Below are 24,771 nucleotides of genomic sequence, written 5' to 3' on the forward strand. Positions count from 1 at the left end.
CCACATAAAAATAGTAATAAAAAAAATATTCAAATTATGGATTCCCATAAATACAGTTATTTTTTTTCTTTTATATTTGTATTAATAATTTTGAAAGCAATTCACAATAAGGATTATTCCGTTGTGAAAACATTTAGCGCCTCGACTACCTTCGGGGCATTTTTATTAGAATTATCATCTTTAATACATCAACCCTTTAAGCTTATTTAAATCCTCAACAAAATGGTTCGAGAATTGTTCTTTCATGACTACTTAAAACTCCTTTTCCAAATTTCCTGCACAGGCAATAAGAAATACAAAGAAAAAATGTGCCTGTTACTTCCTCATTTAGGATATCTGTAAGTCTAAAGTTTAAATTTTGAATTAAATCAAAATTTATAAATATGGATACAATAACGAAAAATGATTTAACAGCATTGAGAAACCTAATAGTTTCGGATATTGAGAACCTACTAAAATCTAAGCCAGCTAATTCAAGAGAGGATGAAGAATTTGGCTGGATGCGGAGTAAGGTAATTCGCAGAAAACTAAATATTTCTGCTTCGACATTACAAAATCTCAGGATCACTGGCAAAATTAGATTCAAGAAATTATTGGGCTCGTATTATTACAACTGTGAAGACCTTCAACATCTATTTGATTATGGAAAGGAATAATATACAGCACTGGTTTGATTTCCTTGATGAAATTCAAAGTGATCCAAAATTGAATGTTTGGCATATTGCTTTGTTAACTGCAATTGCCCGCCTTGCTTGCAAGCAAAATGAAAAATGGATTATCAGAGTGAGCAGGAGAAAGCTTATGGAGTTTTCACATATTACTACAATAGCCAGTTATCATAAATATTTTAAGCAACTTCAGCAGTTTGGATACATTAAGTACATTCCATCTTATCATCCAGATTATCGCAGCACAGTAGAAATTCTGTCTATACAGAAAAGCTGAGACAGAAAAACAATCCCCTCAAAACTTTATGCATTGAGGGGATTGTTTCTATTAAATAATAGCCTTTGCCCTAATGAGCATATTTTCAAAAGCATTACATTTCTCAGCAAGAGAAATCTCTGAATAAGCGTTCTGAGTGTTTTTTAAATCATGGAATTCTTTTTCGAGCTGTTCGAGAAGTTTAACCAGCCCCCTATTGAAATTATTGTTACCTCTTAGCTTGGCTTCAAGATCTTTCATTTCTCTAGCAATTGATTCCTGTTCAGTGATTGCATAATCCTCTGTCTGTTTCACTGAATGATGACCTAGCATTTCTTTAACAACGTGTATTGATACACCGTTGTTTAAAGTAACCGTACTGGCAAAGGTACGTCGTGCTTTATGAGTGTTAAGTATTGCATTAACATTACATAAAACCGCTATCTCCTTTAGATATTCATTCATTTTCTGGTTTGAGCGACCAGGCAGTACGGAGCCTCTTTTTATGCATAATGGATTATCTTTATATTTCGATATAATTTCCAGCGCTTTAGACAGAAGTGGGATATCGGTCTCAGATTTTGATTTTTGCCTGCTAGACATAATCCAGGAACTTCCATCATTAGCCTCCTTAATATCTTCCCATTTGAGTTGGAAAGCATCTATATAGGACAATCCTGTGTAACACTGAAAAACAAAAATGTCCCGTACTACTGACAACCTTTCTGAGCTAAATTCTTTTTCTTCAATTCGTTTTAGTTCAGCTTTTGTCAGCGGCTTCTTTTTAACTTTGGTTTTCTTTCCAATAAATAGCTTAAACGGATCTTTAGGAATGATCTCTTTTGCAACAGCTCTCAGCACTATTTTCTTAAAATTGCTAATATACTTCAATGAAGTATTGTTAGAACATTTCCTTACTGTTTTTAAGTACAGATCATAATCCTTTACAAACTCGTAGTTCAGTGCTCTAAACTCTATGTCTTGTTTATTATATTGATACTTGATAAATTCTTGAACATGGGACCTTGCAGTGATATAACGGTCATGTGATCCTTTGGCATATTCTCCGGTCTCTACCAATTTACCCATCTCATCATTATGTTCCTGAAATTCTTCAAGTACCTTATTTCTAGGTTTATATTTTCCGTTTATGAAGTTTATAAGATCAATAGAGGTAATGGGAATACCATTATTCATAAGTTCAGTTCTGTGGCTGTTAATCTTACTCATTAAAGATACTAGGAAAAGGTTAATAATCTTTGCATCTTCTTTCGTTCCCACAGCTTTGCCTTCTTTCTGATCCCATCGGTTGGGATACCATTTTCTTTTCGTAGAGGTTTCTTTAGGAATGCCATCTACAGTTATCCGCACATAAATATGGCGGATCTTTTCATTTTTTGAGCTCTTTAAAAAGAAAGTGAGCCCATAGCTTTGTTCTACTAACATAATTCAACATTTTTTAAGGTTATAAATGTCAAACTAAAAGTTCCTCGAATCAAGATGTTTAGATCTGCAACATGTTCATTACACATTATTTAAATGCGTTTTTACAGCTTTTTGAGTCTGCTTTCTATGGCAATTTTCAATCAATTTAAAAATTGCCACACAATTGCCATAAACTTTTGGAGTATTTTTGAAAATTACAGCAATTGCTATAAATAAAAAAATCCTGCAAATCATTGATTTTGCAGGATTTAAATATTTTTTGATGCTTTTTGAAAACTTACGTCTTCGCATCTGGCGGAGAGTGAGGGATTCGAACCCCCGGACCTGTTACAGTCAACAGTTTTCAAGACTGCCGCAATCGACCACTCTGCCAACTCTCCCTAAACTCCGGCTATACCGTTGTTTTCAGTGGTGCAAATATAGAACGATTTTTAATTTCTGCAAAACTTTTCCCACACAAATTTTAACAAAACTTAATAATAGACTAGGAATCAGGGGAATTATTTTTTGATTAAATCTTTTTACAATTACTAACTAAGAAACTTATTATTACTGACAGGGCAAGTGCAATTGATATTCCCCAGTTACAAATCTGAAGAATACTTAATCTGTTCTCTTGTTCCAATAGCTCATCTTCTGTTTTTTTATAAGAATTATTAATCAGACTAGATAATTTTTCTAATTCTTTTTCACTTTCGAATTCTGTAGACTTAGAGTGCTTATAATTAATTTTATAATTATTCAGATTATCAGAAATTATATCTATTGCATTTTTTTGGTTTTTTATGAAGATTGAAATTATATAAGAAAAAATGAAAGTAGAAAAAATAATTAAAAAATTCTTCAATAAAAATGGCTTCGTGTAATCTATTTGAGTTACACCAAGAATAAATGCTGCGGGAATTGCAATTAATTTTGATTGCGAGTCATTAATAATTGAACGAATATTTTTTGAATACTCCAATACAGAATTATCCAATTCAAGTTGAATCTTATTAACAGAAAAATTTGACAAATAATACTCAAACGCAACATTACATTTCTCATAGAATTCTTCAAAATATAACAACAGCTCTTTGAACCTATCAATTTTAGATTTATTCTTTAAAAAATCAATTAATTGCTTTAAATATATTGTGTTTTTTTCTTTATAAGAATCAATATCTCGAACATATTGTTTTAGTAGATGTATATTTTGAATATCTAAATATTCTTCATAAACAATATTTTCAATTGGAATTTCAATGACTGAATTTTCTTGTAATAAAAAAACAGTTTTACCATTATCTTCTGAAGTAAATTTAGATTTATTTGTTAGTATATCAATTAATAATACTGTAACTTCATATTTTTCAATCTGCTCATTCCTAGAACGATTAATACTTGAATAAGTAAGGTCAAATATATAAAAATCATCTTTTGGCATTTGATAGCGATTATGGAGTATAAAATCATTAAATGAAATATAAAATCCTATCCTCCTAATCTCAGCAGTAACGAATTCTATAAATATTTTTTTTTTCAAAAATTTATCAAAATCTTCAATATTTATAATTTTACCATCACCAGTTTTTATTGTTTCTATAAAATCATCATATAAATCTTTTATAAGTATAACATCTTTATCTTCAATTTCTAATTCATATACAAAACTGTCTGAATTTATTTGTGATATGTTTCCATTTAGAATTAAAAATTCTTGTAATTTATTATCCATAAACTATTAAGTTGGAAATTGAGACTTTAATTCGTCTGGAAGATTTGAAATTGTAATAGTTGTTTTATCCTTATTAATTTTAATAGAAGCTCCTAGCAACTTTTTATTAAATTTCAGAGTTAGATCAGTACTTTGATAGTCAATAAACTTTAAGCTTCTTAGTATTTTACTATCATATTTTATTATTTCACTATTTCCAAAGTTTTCATGAGTTGCATATTCGGAGAAGTCATAAGGATTATCTGCATCAAATAGAAAAGATATATGAGAAAGTAAGATTTCTTTTCTAGATTTATTACAATCCTGACAATAATCTAATATTTTGCTTTTTAACTCTCTTGCTTCTTTTTCCGAAACACCCTTTTCTACAACATACTGATTTACTGCATTCATAAATCTAGTAGAAGATTCAGTTGCTGTAGTTTTATCTTCACATCCAATAAAATTTTGAAAATAGTCAGAGATTTGTTTTTTTCCTCTGATAAATATTAAGTATGTCTTAATTCCATTACTAGGATCTTTTGATTGTTCCCATCTAGAAATATTAATAATAGCAGCCAAATCCATCTTACTCAATTCTAAATTTTGAATTTCTTGAATTACTAAAGCTATCTCACTTAAATTATATCCTTGTTTATTATCTATTGAAAAAACTAATAAATATCGTTCATTATTATCTGTAATTTCATAATCTGCAAATATTAAAAATCCTCCTGTAGCCGGGGCTGATGTTTCTATTGTTCTCTTATAATATTCCATTGAGTCAATGGAAAATTTCATAAAATCAATCTCATTATTTTTATAATCAATTAATGCTTTTTGAAATCCATTATATGAAACTGCATCTTCGAAAACACCATGTGAAGGAATTGATCTTCTACTAAATGATTCTCTAATATCTGCTATAAATCTTCTTTCTGGTAGCCCAACTTTTATTTCTTGATTTGCTAACTTTAGGGTTGATTTTCGGTCTCCTGCTATTTTATTGATCTTATGAATTACAATATTTGTTAAGTTAACATTATGACCTTTTTCTTTTATTTTTGACATTTCTGTGGTTATTATTTTAAAAATATTGGTTAATTAATATAAAATTAACAAATTATATTATTCCACAATTACGGAAAACCATAAAAATAACAAGTAAAAATTTATTGATATAAGAATGATATATCTTATATCAGTATACTTTCAATGTAAAGCAAGTTATATTTTTCACTACATTTGTAAAAACACAGGTATCCTATGACAATGGAAAAACTAAGAACTTTAAGAAAGCAGAAAGGCTATACTCAGCAGCAGATTGCTGATCTTCTTGCCACCGATGTCTCCAACTATAGCAGAAAAGAAAATGGAGATGTCAGAATATTTGATGACGAATGGGAAAAACTGGCTAAAGCTTTGGAAGTTCCTGTAGAAGATATCAAAGAAGAGAAAACATCTCAAATACAACACAATGACAAGCCTACTCTAAATGATAATTCAAGTATTAATTACAATCAATACTGTAATATTCCAGAGTATTTATTAGAAAACCAGCAGGAATACATTAATCTTCTGAAAGAGCAGATTAAGGCTTTAAAAGAAGAAAATGAAAAATTAAAAAAGGGATAATCTCCTCTACATAAAAAACAAAACGGCTTTCAATAGAAGCCGTTTTTATTTTATACCTGTAAAAATCTCCTATTCACGGTCTACAATTGCAATGTAGCTATTTTTTAAAAGACCGGAAGGATATACAAACTGATCACCATCTTCTCCCTTTACTACAATAGCTCCCTGCTCATCGTTCAGGCATTTGTCCAGCTGGGTTTTCAGATCATTAAGTTTTCCATGAGCAGCCTCAATAATATAAGTTCCTGTAACATGTGTGATTTTGATAACTTTGGTTTCCATATACTGTTTTGATTAGGAATTAAATGTAGGAATTTTACTTTAAGTATGAAGATATTTTCAGCAAGATAGACAAACTGACAGATACAAACTGGTTATTATAATGCCTTTCAGTGGAAGCCATTTTTCATATGCTATTATCAAAACCATCCATTTACCCCCTTCTAAAGCCCCTAAAGCCACTTCAATAAGGGTCGGGAGACCGTTCACCAACCCCCTTTACCCCCTTACCCAAGGGGGTATAGCCCCTTCACTAAGGGGGCAGCACCCCTTCCGAAGTGGCTGGAGACCGTACATGGACACCCTGCAGAGGGTTATACAAGTCCCTTGAGCCCCTTGAGCAAGTCCCTCCAGACCCTTTCAAAGGGTATATACCCCGTCAGTCATCAGATTGTATTATATTTGTAAGGTTTCAATACCATAATAAAAACTAATACTACTATTATCAGATGCTTATTCAACCCTTTATTAAAAAATCGGTTATTACCGCTTCATTAGCCATTACCTCTATGGCTTTTTCCCAAAAAATGCCTTTTTCTGTTCTTCCTTCCGGCCATCTGGTAGTAGGTGCTGAAATAGATGGCAAAAAGGGAAATTTTATTTTTGATACGGGTGGAGGAATCAATCTTTTCCTGGGAAACTTTTCCAAAGGTCTGGAACCCAAAGAAACGTATAACTATTTAACCGCTTTTCGGGCAACCGGTGAGAAAATGACCATTCCTCTTTTCAAATCAAAAGAGATTATTTTTAATGGTAAAAAATTCAAAGATACCTGGTACTCCACGCATGATATGGAGATGAAAGGAATTGACGGTTTAATTTCCCTTCCAATGCTTTATGATACAGAGTTTATCATAGACTATACTACCAACGAGCTTATCTTTCCCAAAGAAAAACTGAATGGCAAGAAAGTGATGGATATCCAGCTTTCTACCAATGCAGACCAGTCGATGGATATTACAACCTATGTGCTTCTGAACAATAAATATAAGATTAACGTTCTTCTGGATTCCGGTGCCGGCAAAGATTCTTTCTGGCTGAGTGAACGCCTGATGAATACGATGGATATCAAAAAAGAAGGCCTGAATGTGGTGGAAAAGAAAAGTGAATTCAACCCTGATCTGACGACCAAGTTTTATAAAAGTGATATCGGCTCTATTTCTACCCCTTTTGCTACGGTTGAAAAGCCTAAGGTCTTTTTTGTAGACGGTCTTATTTATGAAGGTAAAACAAGCATCAACTGGCTGGGGAAAAAACTGGGATTCAATCTTAAGGAGAAGAAAATCTATATTCTGGATTAGACAGAATAATATCATAAAAAACGGTTTTCTTTAGAACCGTTTTTTATGATTTGCTGAGAAAACCACCCCGTCAAAAATTCTCTGAATTTTCGCCACCCCTCCGAGGGAGGGGAATAATTACGTCTTCAGTTGTTATGTAGTTGGTAATACGGGTTTTTCAAAAGTTCCCTGGAAAAATAACAGCTACTCTCCTGCCGGCTCGAATAATTCAATCTTATTCCATTCAGCATTCCGCAAAATGATCATTTTTTATACATAAAACCTGCATTGTTATGGTGTCATTCCGTAGGAATCTATATTGTTACTTTTTATTAAAAGACAAAAAAGATTGTTTAGATTCTTTCAAAATGACAAATGAGAACAAATGTATTTACAAACACACATTACTTTCCTGCTGGCTCGAATAATTCAATCTTATTGCCTTCAGGATCCAGGATGTGCACAAACTTTCCGTATTCATAGGCAGCAATCTCATCCAATACCGTTACCCCTTCTTTTTTCAGTTCTTCTACCAATGCTTCAATATTTTCTACATGGTAATTGATCATAAATTCTTTGGCAGAAGGTTCAAAATACTGAGTCGACTCTTTAAAAGGGCTCCACAGCGTATATCCTTCTTTCCCGGACTCTGCGTCCTTCCAGTCGAATTTCGCTCCGTAAGGGCTGGTTGGTAATCCAAGGTGGGTTTTGTACCATTCATTTACTTGTTCCGGATCTTTGCACTTAAAGAAGATTCCTCCGATAGCAGTTACTCTTTTCATTTTTTATTTGTTTTTGTTCAGTCTATAGTTTTCTGATGTAAATTTAATTTGTTTTGCAGTTTCACAAATATATTAATGTTTTGATTATCTATTTCACGAATTTCTTATTGGATATTTGATATGAAGAAATATTTTTGTTGAAAAATGCAAAGGCGCAAGTAATATTAAAAAAGCCTGCTATAAGGCGCAAAGATTTTATCTCCGATGAAATTGATAACATATACTCTTTGCTGAAAATCTTCGATTTTCCTGCGCCTTAAAAAAATTACATAAAGTAGAAAAACCTTTGCGCCTTTGCGATTACCCAACAAAAAATACTGTTGGAGAAACGCAAAGACGCAAGTAATATTAAAAAACCCTGTTATAAGGCGCAAAGATTTTATCTCCGATAAAATTGATAACGTATACTCTTTGCTGAAAATCTTCATTTTTTTTGCGCCTTAAAAAATTTACATATAGTAGAAAAACCTTTGCGTCTTTGCGATTATCCAACAAAAAATACTGTTGGAAAACGCAAAGACGCAAGTAATCTTAAAAAAGCTGTTATAAGGCGCAAAGATTTTATCTCCGATAAAATTGATAACGTATACTCTTTGCTGGAAATCTTCGATTTTCTTGCGCCTTAAAACTATATATAAAGCAGAAAAACCTTTGCGCCTTTGCGATTACCCAACAAAAAATACTGTTGGAAAACGCAAAGACGCAAGTAATCTTAAAAAAGCTGTTATAAGGCGCAAAGATTTTATCTCCGATAAAATTGATAACGTATACTCTTTGCTGAAAATCTTCGATTTTTTTGCGCCTTAAAAAATTTACATAAAGTAGAAAAATCTTTGCGCCTTTGCGATTATCCAACAAAAAATACTGTTGGAGAAACGCAAAGACGCAAGTAGTATTAAAAAAGACTGTTATAAGGCGCAAAGATTTTATCTCCGATAAAATTGATAACGTATACTCTTTGCTGAAAATCTTCGATTTTTTTGCGCCTTAAAAAATTTACATAAAGTAGAAAAATCTTTGCGCCTTTGCGATTACCCAACAAATTAAAGATGCATTTGAAAAACAAAAAAGCGCACCCATAAGGCACGCTTTGTATTGTATATACTGAATACGATTAGTGTAATTCAGCTAAATATTTTTCTGCATCCATTGCAGCCATACATCCGCTTCCTGCAGCGGTAATAGCCTGTCTGTAGATATGATCCTGAACGTCACCAGCAGCAAATACTCCCGGAAGATTTGTTCTTGTAGAACCTTTTTCAGTAAGAATATATCCGTTCTCATCAAGATCTACCTGACCTACGAAGATATCTGTATTCGGTTTGTGACCAATCGCAATAAAGATCCCTTCAACATCCACTGTAGATTTCTCCTGAGTCTGGTTATTGATGATCACAGCTCTTTCTACCAAACTGTTTTCTCCTTCAATCCCAATTAGCTCGTGGTGGAATTTCACTTCAATATTCGGAGTGCTTTCTACTCTGTGAACCATTGCTTTTGAAGCTCTGAAAACGTCTTTTCTTACCAACAGGGTTACTTTCTTACATAATTTCGCAAGATAAGTAGCCTCTTCAGCCGCAGTATCTCCCGCTCCTACTACCACTACATCTTTTCCTCTGTAGAAGAATCCGTCACAGGTAGCACAAGCCGAAACACCACCTCCTGCATATTTTTTCTCATCATCAAGACCTAAATATTTTGCTGTAGCGCCTGTAGAGATAATAACTGTTTTAGCAAGGATTTCTTTGTTTCCTGCATATAATTTGTGAACACCGCCTACTTCCTTAGAGAATTCAGCTTTAGTGATCATTTCGTAGTGAACTTTGGTTTCAAATCTTTCTGCCTGTTTTTGCAGATCCATCATCATTTCAGGACCTGTAATCCCGGCTGGATACCCTGGGAAGTTATCAACTTCTGTAGTGGTTGTTAATTGTCCGCCCGGCTCCAGACCTGTATACAATTCAGGTTTCAAGTCTGCTCTTGCTGCATAGATAGCAGCGGTGAAGCCAGAAGGCCCGGATCCAACGATCACACAATCTAAAATGTTTTGCTCCATAATTTACTTTATTCGAAAAGATTTAATTTGAATTAAGACTGCTAATTTCGGAATTTTTAATTTCTCCTTAAAGTTATTTTAATGATACTTGTCAATATCTGATATGTTGAATTTCGATAGAAGTGTTTTTGGGTTCGGGATTCGGGATTCAAGTTATGGGGTTTGATGCAAAGATTAAAAATTTCTGTTTTCATAACCCGCATCAAGCATCAAAGAATCATTTCATCACCACGTATCACGTAACTCCTTACCACGCATACCGTTTACACTTTCATCTTAATCTTATCTACATTGATAATTTTATATACCAATTCTCTGATCAGTTCCGCATCACCCATATTCACTGCTCCAAGTCCTTTTCCTTTCATATCAAATTCGCGAAGAATAGAAATAACCCTTGTAGCATGTTTTAAAGGATAAAGTCTTGCACTTTCTGCATAGTCTTTAATAAAATAAGGGTTCACTCCCATTTGTGAAGCAATCGTTTGTGGAGACTGCCCTGCCATAGTCTGATAGATGATAACGTTTGAAAAATAATTGTACAGGCTTGCCAGCATCATGACAAAAGGATTATTCTTCGGATTTTTTCCCATAAAATGGGCAATTTTAAAGGCTGCATTGGCATTTTTAGTTCCCAAAGCCTTCTGAAGTTCAAAAATATTATATTCTTTACTGATCCCGATATGGTTTTCAACGATCGATCCGTCAAGAATCTCTCCTTCTTTAAGAATGATCTTTAACTTGTTTAGTTCATTAGCAATTCTTGAAAGGTCGTTCCCTAAGTATTCTGCCAGAAGATGAGAAATATTGGGAGCCGTTTTGATAGACAGCTTTATACATTCATCTGAGATCCATTTAGGAAGATTATTTTCCTTTACAGATTCACTCAGGAAAAGAGCTTTGGCTTTGTCCAGGGCTTTCGCTGCTTTTTTTCTGCTGTCAAGTTTCTTATGTTTATGCGCAAAAACCAGTACTGTAGAAGGCACCGGATTTTCTACATAAGATTCCAGAATTCTGTTTTCCTCTTCATTGAATCTTAAATCCTGTGCTTCTTTTACAATAATCACCTGCTTATCACCCATCATCGGAAACTGTCTCGCCAGGGAAAGAACTTCCTGATAGGACGTATCTTTTCCGTAGGTAACCGTTTGGTTGAAAGCTTTTTCATCTTCTTCCAAAAAGTTGTGCTCAAGGGCTTTTACCGCAACATCAATAAAGTAAGCTTCTTCTCCGTGGAAAAAATAAATAGGTAAAACTTCTTTATTTTTAATATTTTTGAGGATTAAATCTAATTCTTTCATCTTACTAATGGAACTTCCAAAACTGAATTTTCAGGAAACTTTTGATTTTAAATTCAAGAAAGACAAAGATAAGTTTTTTATTTATGATTTGGTTCGTAAAACTTATCTTCTGCTCACTCCTGAGGAATGGGTCAGACAGCACTGGATACACTATTACCTTACCGTAAAATCCTACTCCACCTCTGCCCTGATTACCGAAAAAAAGATTGTGCTGAACGGTCTTACCAAAAGAATTGATCTCCTGATTACAGAAAAAACAGAACCTGTAATTCTGATTGAATGTAAAGCTCCTCAGATTAAATTAACAGAAAAGACTTTTGAACAGACAGCCAGATACAATTCCATTATCGGAGCCCGGGAAATCATCCTGACCAACGGACTTCAGCATATCAATGCTTACTATAAAGACGGACAGTATCAGTTTTACAGACCTGAATAGCACAAAATCATTTCCGTTTATCAATATTGATTGGAACGGTAAACAATTCCCATCCTTTGGAGGGGTGGCGAAAATTCAAAGAATTTTTGACGGGGTGGTTCACAAAAATACTACTTCACAACTATATTAATTATTATGAAAATAAAAAATATCATATTCGATTTCGGAGGGGTACTCATGGACTGGAATCCCAGATATTATTTCAAAGCGTATTTTAATGATAATGAAAAAATGGAATACTTCCTTGAAAACATCGCTCAGGATGAATGGAATGTAGAACAGGACAGAGGAAGAAGCCTTGCTGAAGGAACAGAAATTCAGGTGAAAAAATTCCCGGAATGGGAAAAAGAGATCCGCGCTTTCTATGACAACTGGACTGTGATGCTGAAAAGCGATATTCCACAGAATGTAGAGGTGCTCCGAAAGCTTAAAAATACGGATTATCATTTATTCGGACTGACCAACTGGTCTGAAGAAACCTTCCCGTATGCATTAGAAAATTATGATTTCTTCCAGATCTTCGAAGGTAAAATTGTAGTATCCGGAACAGAAAAACTGATCAAACCTGACCCTAAAATCTGGCATGTATTGCTGGAAAGATACAACATCAAAGCAGAGGAATCTGTTTTCATAGATGATAATACGAAGAATATTGAAATGGCAAAATCACTGGGATTTATTACGATTCAGGTTTTCCCGGAGACAGACTTAGCAAAGGAATTGAAGAAATTTGGAGTTGAGGTTTAGTCGTTTTAAATATTTTCTTAATTTTAATACTGCTTTTATCAATTTCTAACTCACAAACAATTAATTATGATACGTTCCATCTTATTAACCACCATGATGATCACCTCGGGAACCTTTTTCAGTCAGAAACTTAAAACGGTTTCTTATCAGGATGGTTCACAGAAACTGAATGGTCTCATTACGTCCAATGCAGGAAAAAAACTTCCGGGTGTACTGATTCTTCCCGCCTGGAAAGGTATTGATGAAGAAGCTAAAACAGCAGCTGCGGAGCTTGAAAAACAAGGCTACATTGTCTTTATCGCTGACATTTACGGAGAAGGAAAAATTCCTGCCGACAATGAATCTGCGGCAAAGAGCTCAGGGTATTATAAACAGAATTACCAGGAGTACCAGAAAAGAATTTCACTGGCATTAGAACAACTCAAGAAAAACGGAGCCATTTCTGATAAAATAGCGGTTATCGGTTATTGTTTTGGAGGTACAGGTGCGTTGGAATCTGCAAGAGGACATCTGCCTGTAGCGGGAGTTGTTTCTATCCACGGAAGCCTCACGAGAGATCAAAGCAGAAAAAATGAACCCTTAACTGCAAAAATTCTGGTTGAGAATCCGGCTGATGATAAAAGTGTGACTCCGGATGATTACAATAACCTCATCAAAGAAATGAACGATGGAAATGCCGACTGGCAGATTATTACGTATGCCCATTCCAAACATACGTTTACAGATCCGAAATCTCCGGATTATAATGCAACAATGGCTAAAAGAGCATGGAATCATACTTTGATGTTCCTGAAAGAAATACTGAAATAGAATTACTACCCAAAATAAAAAAGGCAAATCCACTGAACTGCGGATTTGCCTTTTATTTTATAATTTCCTTACAGGTAAAACACCACCAATATTCTTTGTCCTGATCTCTCAGTTTGGTCTTTGTCTGATGACCACAACGATCACAAATGCATTCATCTTTTTCATTTTCTTCAGCTTTATAATGACACTGATAACAACCCCAAACTGTTATCCCTGAATTTTCATCATCAATGTACCATGTAAAAGCTTTTTTTTTTACAGTGAGGACAAACTTGTGTAACCATTCATTTATTGTAATAAAAAAAGCAAATTTACGAATTCGTAAATTTGCTTTTCAATTTTTTATCAGAATTAATTATGGTTTAGCTTGCAGCTCAACATCATATTTCTTTGGGGAATATTTGGTCAGAGAGCCTGTAGCAGCATCAATTCCCACTCCTATTGCTCCTCCGAGAATAATATTCAGTAAAGTGACAGCATTAAAGTTTTTGGTAAGCTTAACTTCTTTCTTCTCAAAGCCTTCTTTTTCAAAGGTAACCATCTGCTTACCCAAAGCTCTTGGGATTTTAGTTGTACAAGGTGTTGTACATTTTTCTATTCCTTTGTGAAACACTTTTGCCCCTTCAGGATTTGAAGAAAAAGCTATTGAATCCTGGGTTCCTGTAAAAATGGTTGCACATGAAGTGGTAGAAAGGGCAATCCCCAGCATTAATACAATTGATAATTTGTTTTTCATAGATTTTAATTAGTTCATTTTTTTTAAGTCCGCGAACTTACAAAATAATTCAAAAACAAACGCTATCAATGGATGCAAATATCTCACAAAACATAGTAACCATAAGGATTACAGGATAATAAATCACAAAAGCGCACCTCAGTGCGCTCTTTCATCAATATTAGTTTTTACCAGTACCTATTTATTTTTTTATAATGGGTAATGACCCTGCATTTCCATTACTGGAGCGCCAGTTGACATAATAAGTTCCTGATAATCCTTTTTGAAGATCTATCGGCAGTTTATTAACCCCTGATTCTATATCTGTCTTATATCCATATAATGTTTTACCTGCAATATCAGTTACCATTACCGTAATGGTCTCTCTTCCTGAAGCGGTATACTCAAGTTCTGAAAATCCGCTGCTTGGGTTGGGATAAAGTTTCGCTTTGTTCTGCCCAGCTGAAGTTTTACTAAAAGTTGAAGTTATAGGAGTACATGGGTTGGTATCACATATGTAGCAGAGAAATTTAGTACATTGAAGAAGATATGTTGTAGAAGTAGTACGGGTAAGAGTTACTCCATATCCATAACTGCTATTTGAGCCAATATCATGAAATAATCCACGATCCATCTCAGGTGTCCAGCATCCCGGAATAATGGTTGTAGCTCCTCCAATTGCCATTGGGATTGGATAATAACGGCTTGTAAGACCCGGATTAGGAAAAGATACTTTAAAAGTACGTATTACAGGTGGGCTTCCTACGGTCGTAAAGACATCCGGAAGTAAAAAATTTTGAGTAGTAATCTGACCTTCTGGAAAACCCTTTGTTTCTACTATTGAACCTGTCTTAAACTGCAATGATACCGAAGAGGGAACATATCCTGGAGCATTTGGTAATGGGACCGGGGATTGGTCCTCTCTCTTTACACTTACTGTTGTACCTGAGGGGTCAACGGGAACAAACTGAGCACTTAAAACTGTACTGCAAAATACAGCAGCTACAAGAAGAAAACCTGCTTTTCTTCCTCTTAAAAATGATTCTGATGATCTAAAGATCGTTGTTAAAGTTTTTTTCATAAAGTAATATTTTGGTAATAGCGTTCTTTGTTATTTCGGGACGCTGCTTCCGATAAACAGGTACAAGTTGTCTCTTTTTTAAGGAAAAAAAAAGAACCAATGAGTAAGTGAGCAGGATAAAAACACAGGCGAGTATTTTGTCATTTTGAATGCGTAAAAAAGCTGTAAATATGATATTTGGAAGCATTTCTCATTCTGGGGAATTTTCTATATTAGCCTGAAAACTATGCATCATTACCTTCTCATATTATTCCTGCTGTTTCATAGCCTGCTGATGTACAGTCAGAAGCCACAGCTCCGGCACTATAGCTTAAGTGACGGATTACCCAGCAATACAGTATATTCAGTGTATCAGGACAGTAAAGGGTTTATCTGGTTCTGTACCAGCTGGGGAATTTCAAGGTTTGACGGGCATCATTTTGAGACTATCACCAGCAATCACGGACTTCCGGATAATGAAACTTTTCAGGCATGGGAAGATGAATGGCAGCGATTATGGGTAAGCACCTATAACGGAAGCCCTACCTATATATATAATGGAAAAGTGTATTCTGCACAGAATGACAAGCTATGCCGCCTCATGGAAAAAAGGAAAATCGGCTTTTATGATATTGCTCAAAGATGGAGCCCCTACGCTGATCAGCAGAAAAAATATAGTATAGGTAAAAACAACATTTCCAATCCCCAAGACAGTACAGCACAATCTCCATACATGCATTTTTTTGACCAAGGGAATGAATATTATATTTCTACCAAAAGTATCATAAGGAAAAATCATCCGGGATCAACTCTCATTTATACCTTTAAGGAAAAAGCAGTAAGACCCTATTTTTACTTCAAGGATCATATGTATGTAAAAAACGTTAATGTTCTGTATGATATTGTAATCAAAGAAAATAAAGCTGTTGTCAAAAGAATCGAAATGCCCAGTAATATCCTTGATGTTACAATAGGCAAAAATGATAAGATATGGATCTGTACCACAAGCGGAATTCTGGAATATGATCCTTATAGGAGTACGAATCAAAATCCACGGTATATTGCCATGAAAGGCATTGTAAGCTATAGCAGTTTTATAGATAAACAAGGCAATAGCTGGTATCCTACCAATGAGGGTGTTTATATGCAGCCCACCAATAAGACTCTAGTGTATACTACAGCAGACGGACTTATTGATAATAATGTTTTAATAGTAAAATACCTGCCTGGAGGAAAACTTCTGGCAGGATATAACAACAGTGCTGTTATGATAAGAGAAAAAAACAGCTTCAAACCATTATATACGCTGGGTGACGGACAATGGAACAGACTCCGGTATATCTTACCTATTGATGATCATATTTTCTTAGCCGGAACAGACAGAGGCTTATATCAATGCAGCCTAAACGGAAATCAATACACAAAACTTCTTGAATATTCTCAGAAATCGGCTGCCATCAGAAATAATACCATCCTTCTAAGCCAGACTGAAACCAAACCGAGAAATCATCTTCTTTATGATCTAAAAGAAGGAAAATTCAGTCAGTTGCCTGAACTGAAGATTTCCATTGCAGCTCCGGCAACGGCTATCGATGTAAAGGGTGTGTATTGGCTAGGTACAATACAGGGGTTATTTTATTATAATCAATCTTTAAAAAAATTTATTCAGGATCATTCTTTAGGCAAAAACCGCATCACCTCACTGAATTTTCTGAAAGGCAGACTTGTCATCAGTACTCATTCTGATGGTATTTTTATTAGGGATGGCCAAAAAGTAATAAAGCTGAATACTACAAATGGACTCATCAGTAATATTTGTGAAAAAGCTTATATAGACGAAAAGGAAAGATTATGGATCAATACAGACAAAGGGTTATCCAGAGTTACTTTCGATGACCGTATGCACTACTCTATTTATCATTTTTCGGCAGCTGACGGAGTTCCGAGCCACATGATCAATAATATTACCTTTGGAGAAGGAAAAGCTTTTCTCGCTACATCCAATGGTATTATTGTGATCAATCAGGATTATGTCAGCAAAAGCCAGCCTTACAAAGTGTATTTCCTTAAAGCATCGTTTAAAGACAGCATTGTGTACTACCCCAAAAAGATCAGCCTGAAATATAACCAGAATAATGCTCAGATCTCCTACACCGCCATTTCTTATCTGGATGAGAAAGACATTAAGTATAAATATCTTCTGTCCGGAGCAGAAAATGACACCGTAATTACAGAAGAAAGTACACTAAATCTGGGAGCTTTAAAACCTGGAAACTATCAGCTCAACGTCTGGGCTTCCGGAAAAAATAATAGCTGGAATAAAACACCTGCCGTACTGGCTATTGCTGTAAAACCACCATTTTGGGAAGAACTTTGGTTTATGGGCGGAATATTCCTGCTGCTTCTGATTTTAATTATTGTGATATACAGGCACCGCATCAATATTATCCGTAAAAAGGAAGCTGAAAAAACCGAAAGAAAAAAGATGATTGCTGAACTGGAAATGCAGGCTCTCCGTGCTCAGATCAATCCCCATTTTATCTTCAATGTGTTGAATGCTATTCAGAATTATTATGGTAAAGAGGATGAATTGAATGCCAATTATTATATGGCAGCCTTTTCAGACCTGATCCGCAAAACCCTTACCCACTCCAAAGAACACTGGAACACTATTGAGAAAGAAATGGCTATGCTGAAAACGTATATCGAACTGGAACAGATGCGTTTTAAGAATCATTTCACGTATGAAATATCTGTGGAACCAGGATTGGAGCAGTTAAAAATTCCGACTATGCTTCTTCAAACCTATACTGAAAATTCCATCAGCCATGGGTTGAGACATTTAAAAACAGGAGGAATTCTGCAAATTTCCTGCAGCAGAAGTGAAGATTCCATCATATGCATTGTGGAAGACAACGGTGTGGGATTTGAAAAAGCTCGTGAATTTGACAGCAGACCGGACGATTATAAATCCATGGGACTGAAGATTACTGCCGGCAGAATTTCCGCAATTAACGAACTGTATGGAACATCCATTTCTACAGAGATCACGGATAAAAAGAGTATAAACCCGGATGTTCAGGGAACTATTGTAAAAATAACCATTAAAAACACTCCTTTTCTATGAGCAGAATAAAGTCTATCGTTGTAGATGATGAACAGGAATCACGCGAAACTCTTCTTCGTTTTCTATCCAAATATTGTCCGGACGTTGAACTCATCGGGGAAGCCGGTTCAGTGAACGGAGCAGTGGAAGTTATCAGGGAAATGTCTCCGGAACTGGTATTTCTGGATGTCAACATGCCTGTTGAAAACGGATTTAAGTTATTTGAAAAGATATCAGACCGTAATTTTTACACTGTATTTGTGACCGCTTATGATCAGTATGCTGTGCAGGCCTTTAAACATCATGCAGTAGATTATCTGTTGAAACCTATTGTGATCCACGAACTGATCATTACCGTAAACAGGGTTGCCAGACTTTTAGAAGATAAAAACAAAATCCAGCAGTTATCTGCTTTGCTTCATCACATTAAAAGTCCTGTAGAACCGAGCAAAATTGCGCTGCCAACCCTGGAAGGCCTCGTATATGTTCACACCATTGATATTGTACGTCTTCAGGCTGATGACAATTATACTTCTATTTTTTTCAAAGGAGGAAAGAAAATGATGATCTCCCATACATTAGCCTATTTTGAAGAAGCATTGAAAGAGCAAGGCTTTGTCCGTATTCATCATCAGCACCTCATCAATCTTCAGCATGTTGAAAAATACATCAGAGGACGCGGTGGCTATATTATTATGAGCGATGAAACTTCATTACAGGTATCGCAGAGGAAAAAAGATGAGTTTCTCCGGATTATTAAGAGAATAAAATAATAGAAAAAGGCAAATTCGCTGATTCGCCAATTTGCCTTTTTATGTTTTCATTTTATTTATTCCTTATTCTTCCCTGTTTACCAACTCCATAGAGAAAGCAGGCAGGCAGATCGCAAGGTATTCACAAGGTTCTGAAAATGGGTTGCTGTAACGGATCCTCGCTCCTTTTTCAATAAGAATACTGTGTCCTTTTTCCAAAACAACAATTTCGCCATCAATTTCAAATTGCTTTTTCCCTGAAATGATATAAGTGAATTCATCAAATTCAGGAGTCTGATGAGGCTCGCTCCAATCCGGAGGTGCTACCATATGAGCGATGGAAACATTCGAATTTCCGGTAGAATTTCCCCAATGCTCTTCAATCAGCTTCCCATCTGTAGTGGGAACTACAAATGGAGATTGTTGGATTTTATATTTCTTCATGCCCAGTCATCTTTTTTAATTTCATAAACAAAATTGGTTCTTGAAGGTTCTGCGAAATACGCTACTTCTTCTTCAGCAATTTTTTGTCCTCCAAGTCTTTCCAAAGCAGTCTGTGAACGGAAGTTCTCTTTTCCAATATGGAAATGAACTTTGTCTACGAACTGAAAAATATAATCCAGCATCAGCTTCTTAACCTGAGGATTGATCCCTTTTCCCCAGGAGTTTGTTCCATAGAAAGTATATCCGATGAAAATATGATTATCCTCTTCATCAAAGTCATAATAACGGCTGCTTCCTAATACATTTCCGGTAGCTTTCTCCATAATTTTGAAAGCTCCTCTACTCTCCATAGCTCCTGTAAAAAAGTTTTCAAAAACTTCTCTCTTATAACGATCTTTGTTCGGATGTTGTTCCCAAACTTTAGGATCGGAAGCTACTTCATATAAAGATTCAAAATCCCCTTGCTGTAAGGGGATTAATTGAAATTCTTCATTCTCTAAAACAGGCTGAACAGAAAAATTCATTGTTTAACTCTTTTTAGAAGAATCTGATTCTATTTTCTTGATTTCTTTCAGTTTGTCAGAAATCTTGATCACTGTATCTAATTTTGATGGCTTCAACGGTACCTCTGCCTGAGCCATATCCCATTTGATGACTAAGTTTCCTGTATTTTCGTCTGTAGGATTCAGGGTAATTTCAAACCACTCCTGTTTGTCTGTCAATTTATTAACGGGTACAGTAACATCTACTACATCCTGTTTAGGATCATAAGTATAAGCACCCCATTGCTGGAAGTCTTTATTCAGGATTACTTTCCATTCTTTTTCTGTAGGAACGATGAATAATCCGTAGGTTCCTGCAGGTACTGTTTTTCCACCGAAGTTAACGGCTTGTCCGAAAGTAATTTTTGTTGATGAGTTAGCTCCTGCTCTCCAAACCTGGCCATAAGGAACCAATTCTCCGAAAATCTTACGCCCTTTCACTCCCGGTCTTCCATAGTCGATAGAGATCTTAGACATTGAAAACTGCTGCTCAACCTTCTGACGCGGACTTGCTGCCGGCACAGAATAATCCTGAGCAAAACTGAATGCTGAAACTGAAATGCAAACTGCTATTATTAAATTTTTCACGTGTAAATTTTTGCTTAAAATTACAAAAATCAAAACAAAATAGCTTTCACAAACTTCGTTAATTTTTGTTTTACCGATATTTTTCTATGAAGATGTTTTTAATCAAATTCTTGTAAAAAGTAAATGATTAACTGTTGAACAATTTATTTTTCTTAATCGTTTTCCCCTTTCTAAGCAGTATGGCATGATAAACGGAAGGAACATCATTGGTCCATGTTTTCAGCAGTAAAAGAATCGCTATAATTTCTGCTCTCGTAAGGAGCCCAACCCAGAAACAAAGGTTAAATAAAACAATGGACTGGCATTGTAAAATAACCTGAATCAGTGTTCCAAAAAGTAATAAGGTCCAGATCTTGGCTCCAATAGAGTGTGTGGCTACTTCTTTTCGGAATCTTAAAAAGCTTACCAGATAAATCAGGATTTCAGCACCTGCAAGAATTATGATTTTATAAGCATTGGTTTTGAAAAAATCAGGGCATTGTATATAAGCGGCAACGCCTACTGAGATGAAAAAAATCTGATCAACAGTAGAATCCAGACGTCTGAGTTTTTGTGTTGAAATATTAAGATGTCTGGCGATAATTCCATCAAAAATATCGGTTAATAATCCTAAAGATAAAAGAACAACAGCGATTGTCTGATAAAACTCTACTTTAATAAGGCTTAAAGAAATAATAACAAACCCAATGATAAGTCTTGAGAAAATTAAAATAATCGGAATTTTTGATGTCATAAAATGGTAAAATAGGATTCTAATAAATAAAATCTATGCCACAAATTCTTTTGAGAAGATTTCTAAAACAAAATAGCCTTTTCAAGCTCCAATAGCTTTTGTTTTCTCCAGATTCCTCCCCCATATCCGGTTAACTGCCCATTACTTCCAATCACACGGTGACAGGGAATTAAAATTGAAATTTTATTTAACCCGTTTGCATTAGCCATCGCTCTTACAGACTTAGGGTTTCCCAGGATATCAGCCTGTTCCTGATAACTTCTTGTTGCTCCGTAAGGAATTTCTCTGAGAATATTCCAGACTTCTTTCTGGAAAGCCGTTCCTACCAAAGAAAGAGGAACTGTAAATTGAGTTCTTTTTCCTTCAAAATATTCTTTGAGTTCTTCTTCCAGCGTAGTAAAATGAGGATTTTCCCCCTGGATAATATTCGCTTTACAATATTCTGAGATACTTTTAAGTTCTGTAGGAAGCGCTTTTCTATCGGAAAATTCCAGAAGGCAGATTCCCGATTCATCAGCACAGGCTATCATCGTTCCCAGCATGGTCTCAATTCTCTTCAGGTCAATCACTTTTTCCATGCTATTCTTTTTAGGAGAAACCCCAAAAATATTTTTAAAACTCTCATTAAAACCACTCAGACTTTCATATCCTGTATCAAATGCAACTTCTGTAACTGATTCTCCCTGCTGAAGCTTTTTAAAAGCAGTATTGAGTTTCGACATCCTCTGAAAGGCATGAAAAGTTATTCCATGGTGTTTCAGAAACCATCTACGGATTGTTGCCGGTTCCAACCCTCTTTTTACGAGATCATAATCTTTAAACTTCAAGGTGGGATCATCAGCAATTTCTTTCAGTAATTCCTTGATATAGGAAGGAGTTGCGTTGAGGTTTTCCAAAGGTCTGCATACTTTACACGGACGATAGCCTTTCAACATCGCCTCTTTAGTATTGGAAAAAAACTCTACGTTTTCAAATTTAGGTTTCCTTGCCGTACAGGTGGGTCTGCAGAATATCCCTGTAGTCTTTACGCCCATCCAGAATATTCCCTCGAATGAAACATCTTTCATATAAGATGCCTCGTACATTATTTTTTCTGTGAGTTCCATGATTCAATAAAAAGGGGTGAAAATCTTCCTGCTGTTGTCATCGTCTTACTTGTTTTTTCAAGCTCTCTGTACATAAAACAGCCTGGCTTTTCATGTACTTTTGCACTTTCTCCATTCCCAAAGAGTAATGGTTCTTTACCATGAGGTAATTGCTTAAAACCAATCATAATTTTTTTATTCAAAAGTAGAAAGATCATTGAGCTCTATACAACCGAAAAATGAACAACTATTTTTTAAGTTATCATGTAAAACTGAAGTTCGGGGTTAAAATAAAATTGCTTTTTCAAGTTCCAGCAGCTTTTGCTTTCTCCAAATACCACCGGCATAGCCTACCAATTCACCATTAGAACCTATTACGCGATGACAGGGAATTAAAATGGCAATTTTATTGATTCCGTTGGCTGTTCCTACGGCACGTATCGCCTTCGGATTTCCTAAAATTTCTGATTGCTGCTTATACGTTCTTATTTCTCCCATGGGAATTTCACGGAGCAATTGCCATACTTTTTCCTGAAACTCAGTTCCTGTGGTCCATAAAGGCGTTTCAAAATGGCTTCTTTTTCCTTCAAAATATTCTTCCAGTTCTTTTTCCAGCTGTGTGAAATGCAGATGTTCTTTCTCTACAATCTCAGCTTTCAGAACCTTTGCCAAAGCCTTCAGTTGTTTATCAATATTCTTCCGGTCTGTGAATTCAAGCAGACATATTCCCTGATCTACAGCACAGGCAATCATTTCTCCCAGTGGAGTTGGTATGTTTTTTTGGTGTATTTCCATTTCATGACAATAAAAAACCTCATAAGCTTTCTTACGAGGTTTAAATTTATATAAAAAAATAATTTAATATCCATAAACAGCAGATACTCTTACATAATCATTTGAAATATTACCGGTCTTCTCCTGATAATACATTGTGAAAGGGAGATCATTATTTTGATATTGAGAAACTATTTCAAATTCTTTTTTCGGACTATCAGGTAACGAACCGAAATAATACTTTATCTTTTTACTTACATTATTCCTTGAAATTTGTGAATAATCCTGAAGTATAAAAACATTATAAGCATATTCAGGCAGTGCTAATATCCTGTTCCTGTCAATCAAAAAATCAGGATTTGTATTCTGATCGTATTCATACGTCATCACATCTCTCAGCTTAGATAAATTTCCCTCTTCATACCTTTCAATCTTTGTTATATTCTTATTATTTATAAAGATTTTCAACATGTCTGTATTGAATGGTACTCCGGAATAACTATCAATATAGTTTTTCACAATAATGATATCTGCAGAGGGATACTCAAAGGTTCTGTAATTATTTACGTAGCCTGGATCTAAATTTTCTACCTTTATAAGTCTTTGATTATTATCATAAATAAGCTTTCTTTTTTCGCTGAATGGAGAGGCATCAGAAAGTCCGGGATAAGTGTTTCCTTCAATAGAAATTGAGGTGAGTAATCCGTTGGTATAGCTAAGATTTTCAGTATAATTTCCATTAATATCCCAAACCTTAACCAATTTATCATTGTCGTACTCAAATTTAAAATCTAGTTTCTCAATCATGGAAAGTACACCATTTACCTGCTCTTCATCTTTAATAGTAAGCGTTTTAATTTTACCTAATGGTGGATCGTTATTGGGGGTTTGATTGTCTAAATCATCTGAACTTCCGCATGATAGAATTGAGAAGAATAAAATTCCTAATAAATATTTTTTCATAAAAGGTTTTTAGCTCCGCAAAACTATGAAAAGTTCATAAATAACTCCAACATTATGAACTGACTATTTTCTGAATCTGCCTCATATGCCTCACGTTGTGATAGATAACAAAACGGAAAGTATCCCCCAGTTTCAGTTTGATCAGCTTTGAAATACTGATGCTGGTTTTGGTTTTTTGCAGATCAACATTATGGGCTTTATCTAATAATTCAAGGAACTGCTGTTGCTGGAGAATAAATTCATTCACAACATTCTTATTCAAATGGCTGTGTATAGGATTCATTTCCTTAAGGGTTTTCATCTTATTCAGTTTCTCTTTGGGAAGCATACTTTTCGCAAAATAATTTCCTAGAATTCCTGGTTTGAAAATAGTTTTCGGAGAAGTTTTGGATGCAGCTATTCTGTTGGTAATTTCAGGAATATAAAAGTCTCCGTATCGATTGAGATGTTCCAGACATTCCAGCGTACTCCAGGTATTTTCTGTAACTCTGAAGTTCAGCTCTTCTTCCGTTTTTTGCATAAGCATTTGCGCATATTGAATATGCTGGCTGGTTCTTCCTTTTAATTCATCCAATAATGCTGAGGTTGAAATTTTCATTATATTTTTTATACAA

The 24,771-nt window shown here is 35.0% G+C and carries 27 protein-coding genes and 1 tRNA gene; 9 read left to right on the forward strand and 19 right to left on the reverse strand.

The features are described 5' to 3' along the window. Positions 1-383: 383 nt before the first annotated feature. Positions 384-656 (forward strand): DNA-binding protein, encoded by a 273-nt coding sequence (locus tag JOE44_RS07775; protein ID WP_209785085.1) that lies wholly within the window; start codon positions 384-386, stop codon positions 654-656. Next, a complete protein-coding gene (locus JOE44_RS07780) occupies positions 643-945 on the forward strand; it encodes a hypothetical protein (RefSeq protein WP_209785086.1) in 303 nt (100 codons plus the stop codon). Before JOE44_RS07775 ends, JOE44_RS07780 begins: the two co-directional genes overlap by 14 nt. 51 nt (positions 946-996) lie before the next feature. Here the strand turns inward: JOE44_RS07780 and JOE44_RS07785 are convergent, their stop codons facing one another. The 4 genes from JOE44_RS07785 to JOE44_RS07800 all read right to left on the reverse strand — a co-directional run bounded on the left by JOE44_RS07785 (position 997) and on the right by JOE44_RS07800 (position 5,137). Then, a complete protein-coding gene (locus tag JOE44_RS07785) occupies positions 997-2,370 on the reverse strand; it encodes a site-specific integrase (RefSeq protein ID WP_209785087.1) in 1,374 nt (457 codons plus the stop codon). Between the two features lie 292 nt (positions 2,371-2,662). Beyond that, positions 2,663-2,750: transfer RNA gene (locus JOE44_RS07790), tRNA-Ser, on the reverse strand. Between the two features lie 131 nt (positions 2,751-2,881). Then, positions 2,882-4,087, reverse strand: a complete 1,206-nt coding sequence (locus JOE44_RS07795; RefSeq protein ID WP_209785088.1) for a hypothetical protein — start codon at positions 4,085-4,087, stop codon at positions 2,882-2,884. 6 nt (positions 4,088-4,093) lie between these two features. Beyond that, on the reverse strand, positions 4,094-5,137 hold the full coding sequence (locus JOE44_RS07800) for a nucleoid-associated protein (RefSeq protein WP_209785089.1): 1,044 nt from the start codon (positions 5,135-5,137) through the stop codon (positions 4,094-4,096). Between the two features lie 201 nt (positions 5,138-5,338). On the opposite strand from JOE44_RS07800, the gene JOE44_RS07805 reads away from it, so the two are divergent. After that, on the forward strand, positions 5,339-5,701 hold the full coding sequence (locus JOE44_RS07805) for a helix-turn-helix transcriptional regulator (RefSeq protein ID WP_348635051.1): 363 nt from the start codon (positions 5,339-5,341) through the stop codon (positions 5,699-5,701). A 69-nt stretch (positions 5,702-5,770) separates the two neighbouring features. Here JOE44_RS07805 and JOE44_RS07810 read toward each other — a convergent pair whose 3' ends face one another. After that, positions 5,771-5,983, reverse strand: a complete 213-nt coding sequence (locus tag JOE44_RS07810) for a glyceraldehyde-3-phosphate dehydrogenase (RefSeq protein WP_209785091.1) — start codon at positions 5,981-5,983, stop codon at positions 5,771-5,773. 446 nt (positions 5,984-6,429) lie between these two features. Here JOE44_RS07810 and JOE44_RS07815 point away from each other — a divergent pair, with 446 nt between their 5' ends. After that, positions 6,430-7,281 (forward strand): hypothetical protein, encoded by an 852-nt coding sequence (locus tag JOE44_RS07815; protein WP_209785092.1) that lies wholly within the window; start codon positions 6,430-6,432, stop codon positions 7,279-7,281. Between the two features lie 383 nt (positions 7,282-7,664). Here the strand turns inward: JOE44_RS07815 and JOE44_RS07820 are convergent, their stop codons facing one another. The 3 genes from JOE44_RS07820 to holA form a co-directional block, all read right to left on the reverse strand. Continuing rightward, positions 7,665-8,042 (reverse strand): VOC family protein, encoded by a 378-nt coding sequence (locus JOE44_RS07820; protein WP_209785093.1) that lies wholly within the window; start codon positions 8,040-8,042, stop codon positions 7,665-7,667. A 1,114-nt stretch (positions 8,043-9,156) separates the two neighbouring features. Further along, positions 9,157-10,098: a thioredoxin-disulfide reductase gene (gene trxB / locus JOE44_RS07825; RefSeq protein WP_209785094.1), complete on the reverse strand. Its 942-nt coding sequence runs from the start codon at positions 10,096-10,098 to the stop codon at positions 9,157-9,159. A gap of 263 nt (positions 10,099-10,361) precedes the next feature. Further along, a complete protein-coding gene (gene holA / locus JOE44_RS07830) occupies positions 10,362-11,399 on the reverse strand; it encodes a DNA polymerase III subunit delta (protein WP_209785095.1) in 1,038 nt (345 codons plus the stop codon). A gap of 7 nt (positions 11,400-11,406) precedes the next feature. Between holA and JOE44_RS07835 the strand changes: the two genes are divergently transcribed. The 3 genes from JOE44_RS07835 to JOE44_RS07845 all read left to right on the forward strand — a co-directional run bounded on the left by JOE44_RS07835 (position 11,407) and on the right by JOE44_RS07845 (position 13,395). Continuing rightward, positions 11,407-11,838: a type I restriction enzyme HsdR N-terminal domain-containing protein gene (locus JOE44_RS07835; protein ID WP_209785096.1), complete on the forward strand. Its 432-nt coding sequence runs from the start codon at positions 11,407-11,409 to the stop codon at positions 11,836-11,838. Between the two features lie 135 nt (positions 11,839-11,973). Further along, complete coding sequence (locus tag JOE44_RS07840; RefSeq protein ID WP_209785097.1) at positions 11,974-12,585, forward strand: HAD family phosphatase; 612 nt, start codon at positions 11,974-11,976, stop codon at positions 12,583-12,585. 66 nt (positions 12,586-12,651) lie between these two features. Further along, the gene (locus JOE44_RS07845; protein WP_209785098.1) at positions 12,652-13,395 is read left to right on the forward strand and encodes a dienelactone hydrolase family protein; all 744 of its coding nucleotides are present in this window, start codon (positions 12,652-12,654) and stop codon (positions 13,393-13,395) included. 355 nt (positions 13,396-13,750) lie between these two features. Here JOE44_RS07845 and JOE44_RS07850 read toward each other — a convergent pair whose 3' ends face one another. Continuing rightward, entirely contained in the window at positions 13,751-14,131 is a 381-nt protein-coding gene (locus JOE44_RS07850) for a PEGA domain-containing protein (RefSeq protein WP_209785099.1), read from the reverse strand. Positions 14,132-14,312: 181 nt separating this feature from the next. Beyond that, positions 14,313-15,191, reverse strand: coding sequence for a T9SS type A sorting domain-containing protein (locus JOE44_RS07855; RefSeq protein ID WP_209785100.1), 879 nt, complete (start codon positions 15,189-15,191; stop codon positions 14,313-14,315). A 226-nt stretch (positions 15,192-15,417) separates the two neighbouring features. Between JOE44_RS07855 and JOE44_RS07860 the strand changes: the two genes are divergently transcribed. Together JOE44_RS07860 and JOE44_RS07865 are read left to right on the forward strand one after the other, a co-directional pair. Beyond that, complete coding sequence (locus tag JOE44_RS07860; RefSeq protein WP_209785101.1) at positions 15,418-18,297, forward strand: sensor histidine kinase; 2,880 nt, start codon at positions 15,418-15,420, stop codon at positions 18,295-18,297. After that, complete coding sequence (locus tag JOE44_RS07865) at positions 18,294-19,049, forward strand: LytTR family DNA-binding domain-containing protein (protein WP_209785102.1); 756 nt, start codon at positions 18,294-18,296, stop codon at positions 19,047-19,049. Before JOE44_RS07860 ends, JOE44_RS07865 begins: the two co-directional genes overlap by 4 nt. A gap of 63 nt (positions 19,050-19,112) precedes the next feature. Here JOE44_RS07865 and JOE44_RS07870 read toward each other — a convergent pair whose 3' ends face one another. From JOE44_RS07870 to JOE44_RS07910, 9 genes are all read right to left on the reverse strand, one after another. After that, the gene (locus tag JOE44_RS07870; protein WP_105683499.1) at positions 19,113-19,472 is read right to left on the reverse strand and encodes a cupin domain-containing protein; all 360 of its coding nucleotides are present in this window, start codon (positions 19,470-19,472) and stop codon (positions 19,113-19,115) included. Then, on the reverse strand, positions 19,469-19,996 hold the full coding sequence (locus tag JOE44_RS07875) for a GNAT family N-acetyltransferase (protein ID WP_209785103.1): 528 nt from the start codon (positions 19,994-19,996) through the stop codon (positions 19,469-19,471). Before JOE44_RS07875 ends, JOE44_RS07870 begins: the two co-directional genes overlap by 4 nt. Positions 19,997-19,999: 3 nt before the next feature. Then, positions 20,000-20,602, reverse strand: a complete 603-nt coding sequence (locus JOE44_RS07880; protein ID WP_105683501.1) for a DUF2911 domain-containing protein — start codon at positions 20,600-20,602, stop codon at positions 20,000-20,002. Between the two features lie 127 nt (positions 20,603-20,729). Continuing rightward, positions 20,730-21,335 carry a CDP-alcohol phosphatidyltransferase family protein gene (locus JOE44_RS07885; RefSeq protein ID WP_209785104.1) on the reverse strand — a complete coding sequence of 202 codons (606 nt, stop codon included), beginning with the start codon at positions 21,333-21,335 and terminating at the stop codon, positions 20,730-20,732. A gap of 62 nt (positions 21,336-21,397) precedes the next feature. Further along, positions 21,398-22,441 carry a methylated-DNA--[protein]-cysteine S-methyltransferase gene (locus JOE44_RS25355; RefSeq protein ID WP_209785105.1) on the reverse strand — a complete coding sequence of 348 codons (1,044 nt, stop codon included), beginning with the start codon at positions 22,439-22,441 and terminating at the stop codon, positions 21,398-21,400. Then, positions 22,420-22,608 (reverse strand): hypothetical protein, encoded by a 189-nt coding sequence (locus JOE44_RS07895; RefSeq protein ID WP_209785106.1) that lies wholly within the window; start codon positions 22,606-22,608, stop codon positions 22,420-22,422. Before JOE44_RS07895 ends, JOE44_RS25355 begins: the two co-directional genes overlap by 22 nt. A gap of 97 nt (positions 22,609-22,705) precedes the next feature. Next, positions 22,706-23,215 (reverse strand): methylated-DNA--[protein]-cysteine S-methyltransferase, encoded by a 510-nt coding sequence (locus tag JOE44_RS07900; RefSeq protein WP_209785107.1) that lies wholly within the window; start codon positions 23,213-23,215, stop codon positions 22,706-22,708. A gap of 63 nt (positions 23,216-23,278) precedes the next feature. Continuing rightward, on the reverse strand, positions 23,279-24,157 hold the full coding sequence (locus tag JOE44_RS07905) for a hypothetical protein (RefSeq protein ID WP_209785108.1): 879 nt from the start codon (positions 24,155-24,157) through the stop codon (positions 23,279-23,281). Between the two features lie 52 nt (positions 24,158-24,209). After that, positions 24,210-24,755: a DinB family protein gene (locus JOE44_RS07910; protein ID WP_209785109.1), complete on the reverse strand. Its 546-nt coding sequence runs from the start codon at positions 24,753-24,755 to the stop codon at positions 24,210-24,212. Positions 24,756-24,771: the final 16 nt, after the last annotated feature.

It is taken from the genome of Chryseobacterium sp. PvR013 (genome assembly GCF_017833095.1).
Classification (GTDB): Bacteria; Bacteroidota; Bacteroidia; order Flavobacteriales; family Weeksellaceae; genus Chryseobacterium; species Chryseobacterium culicis_A.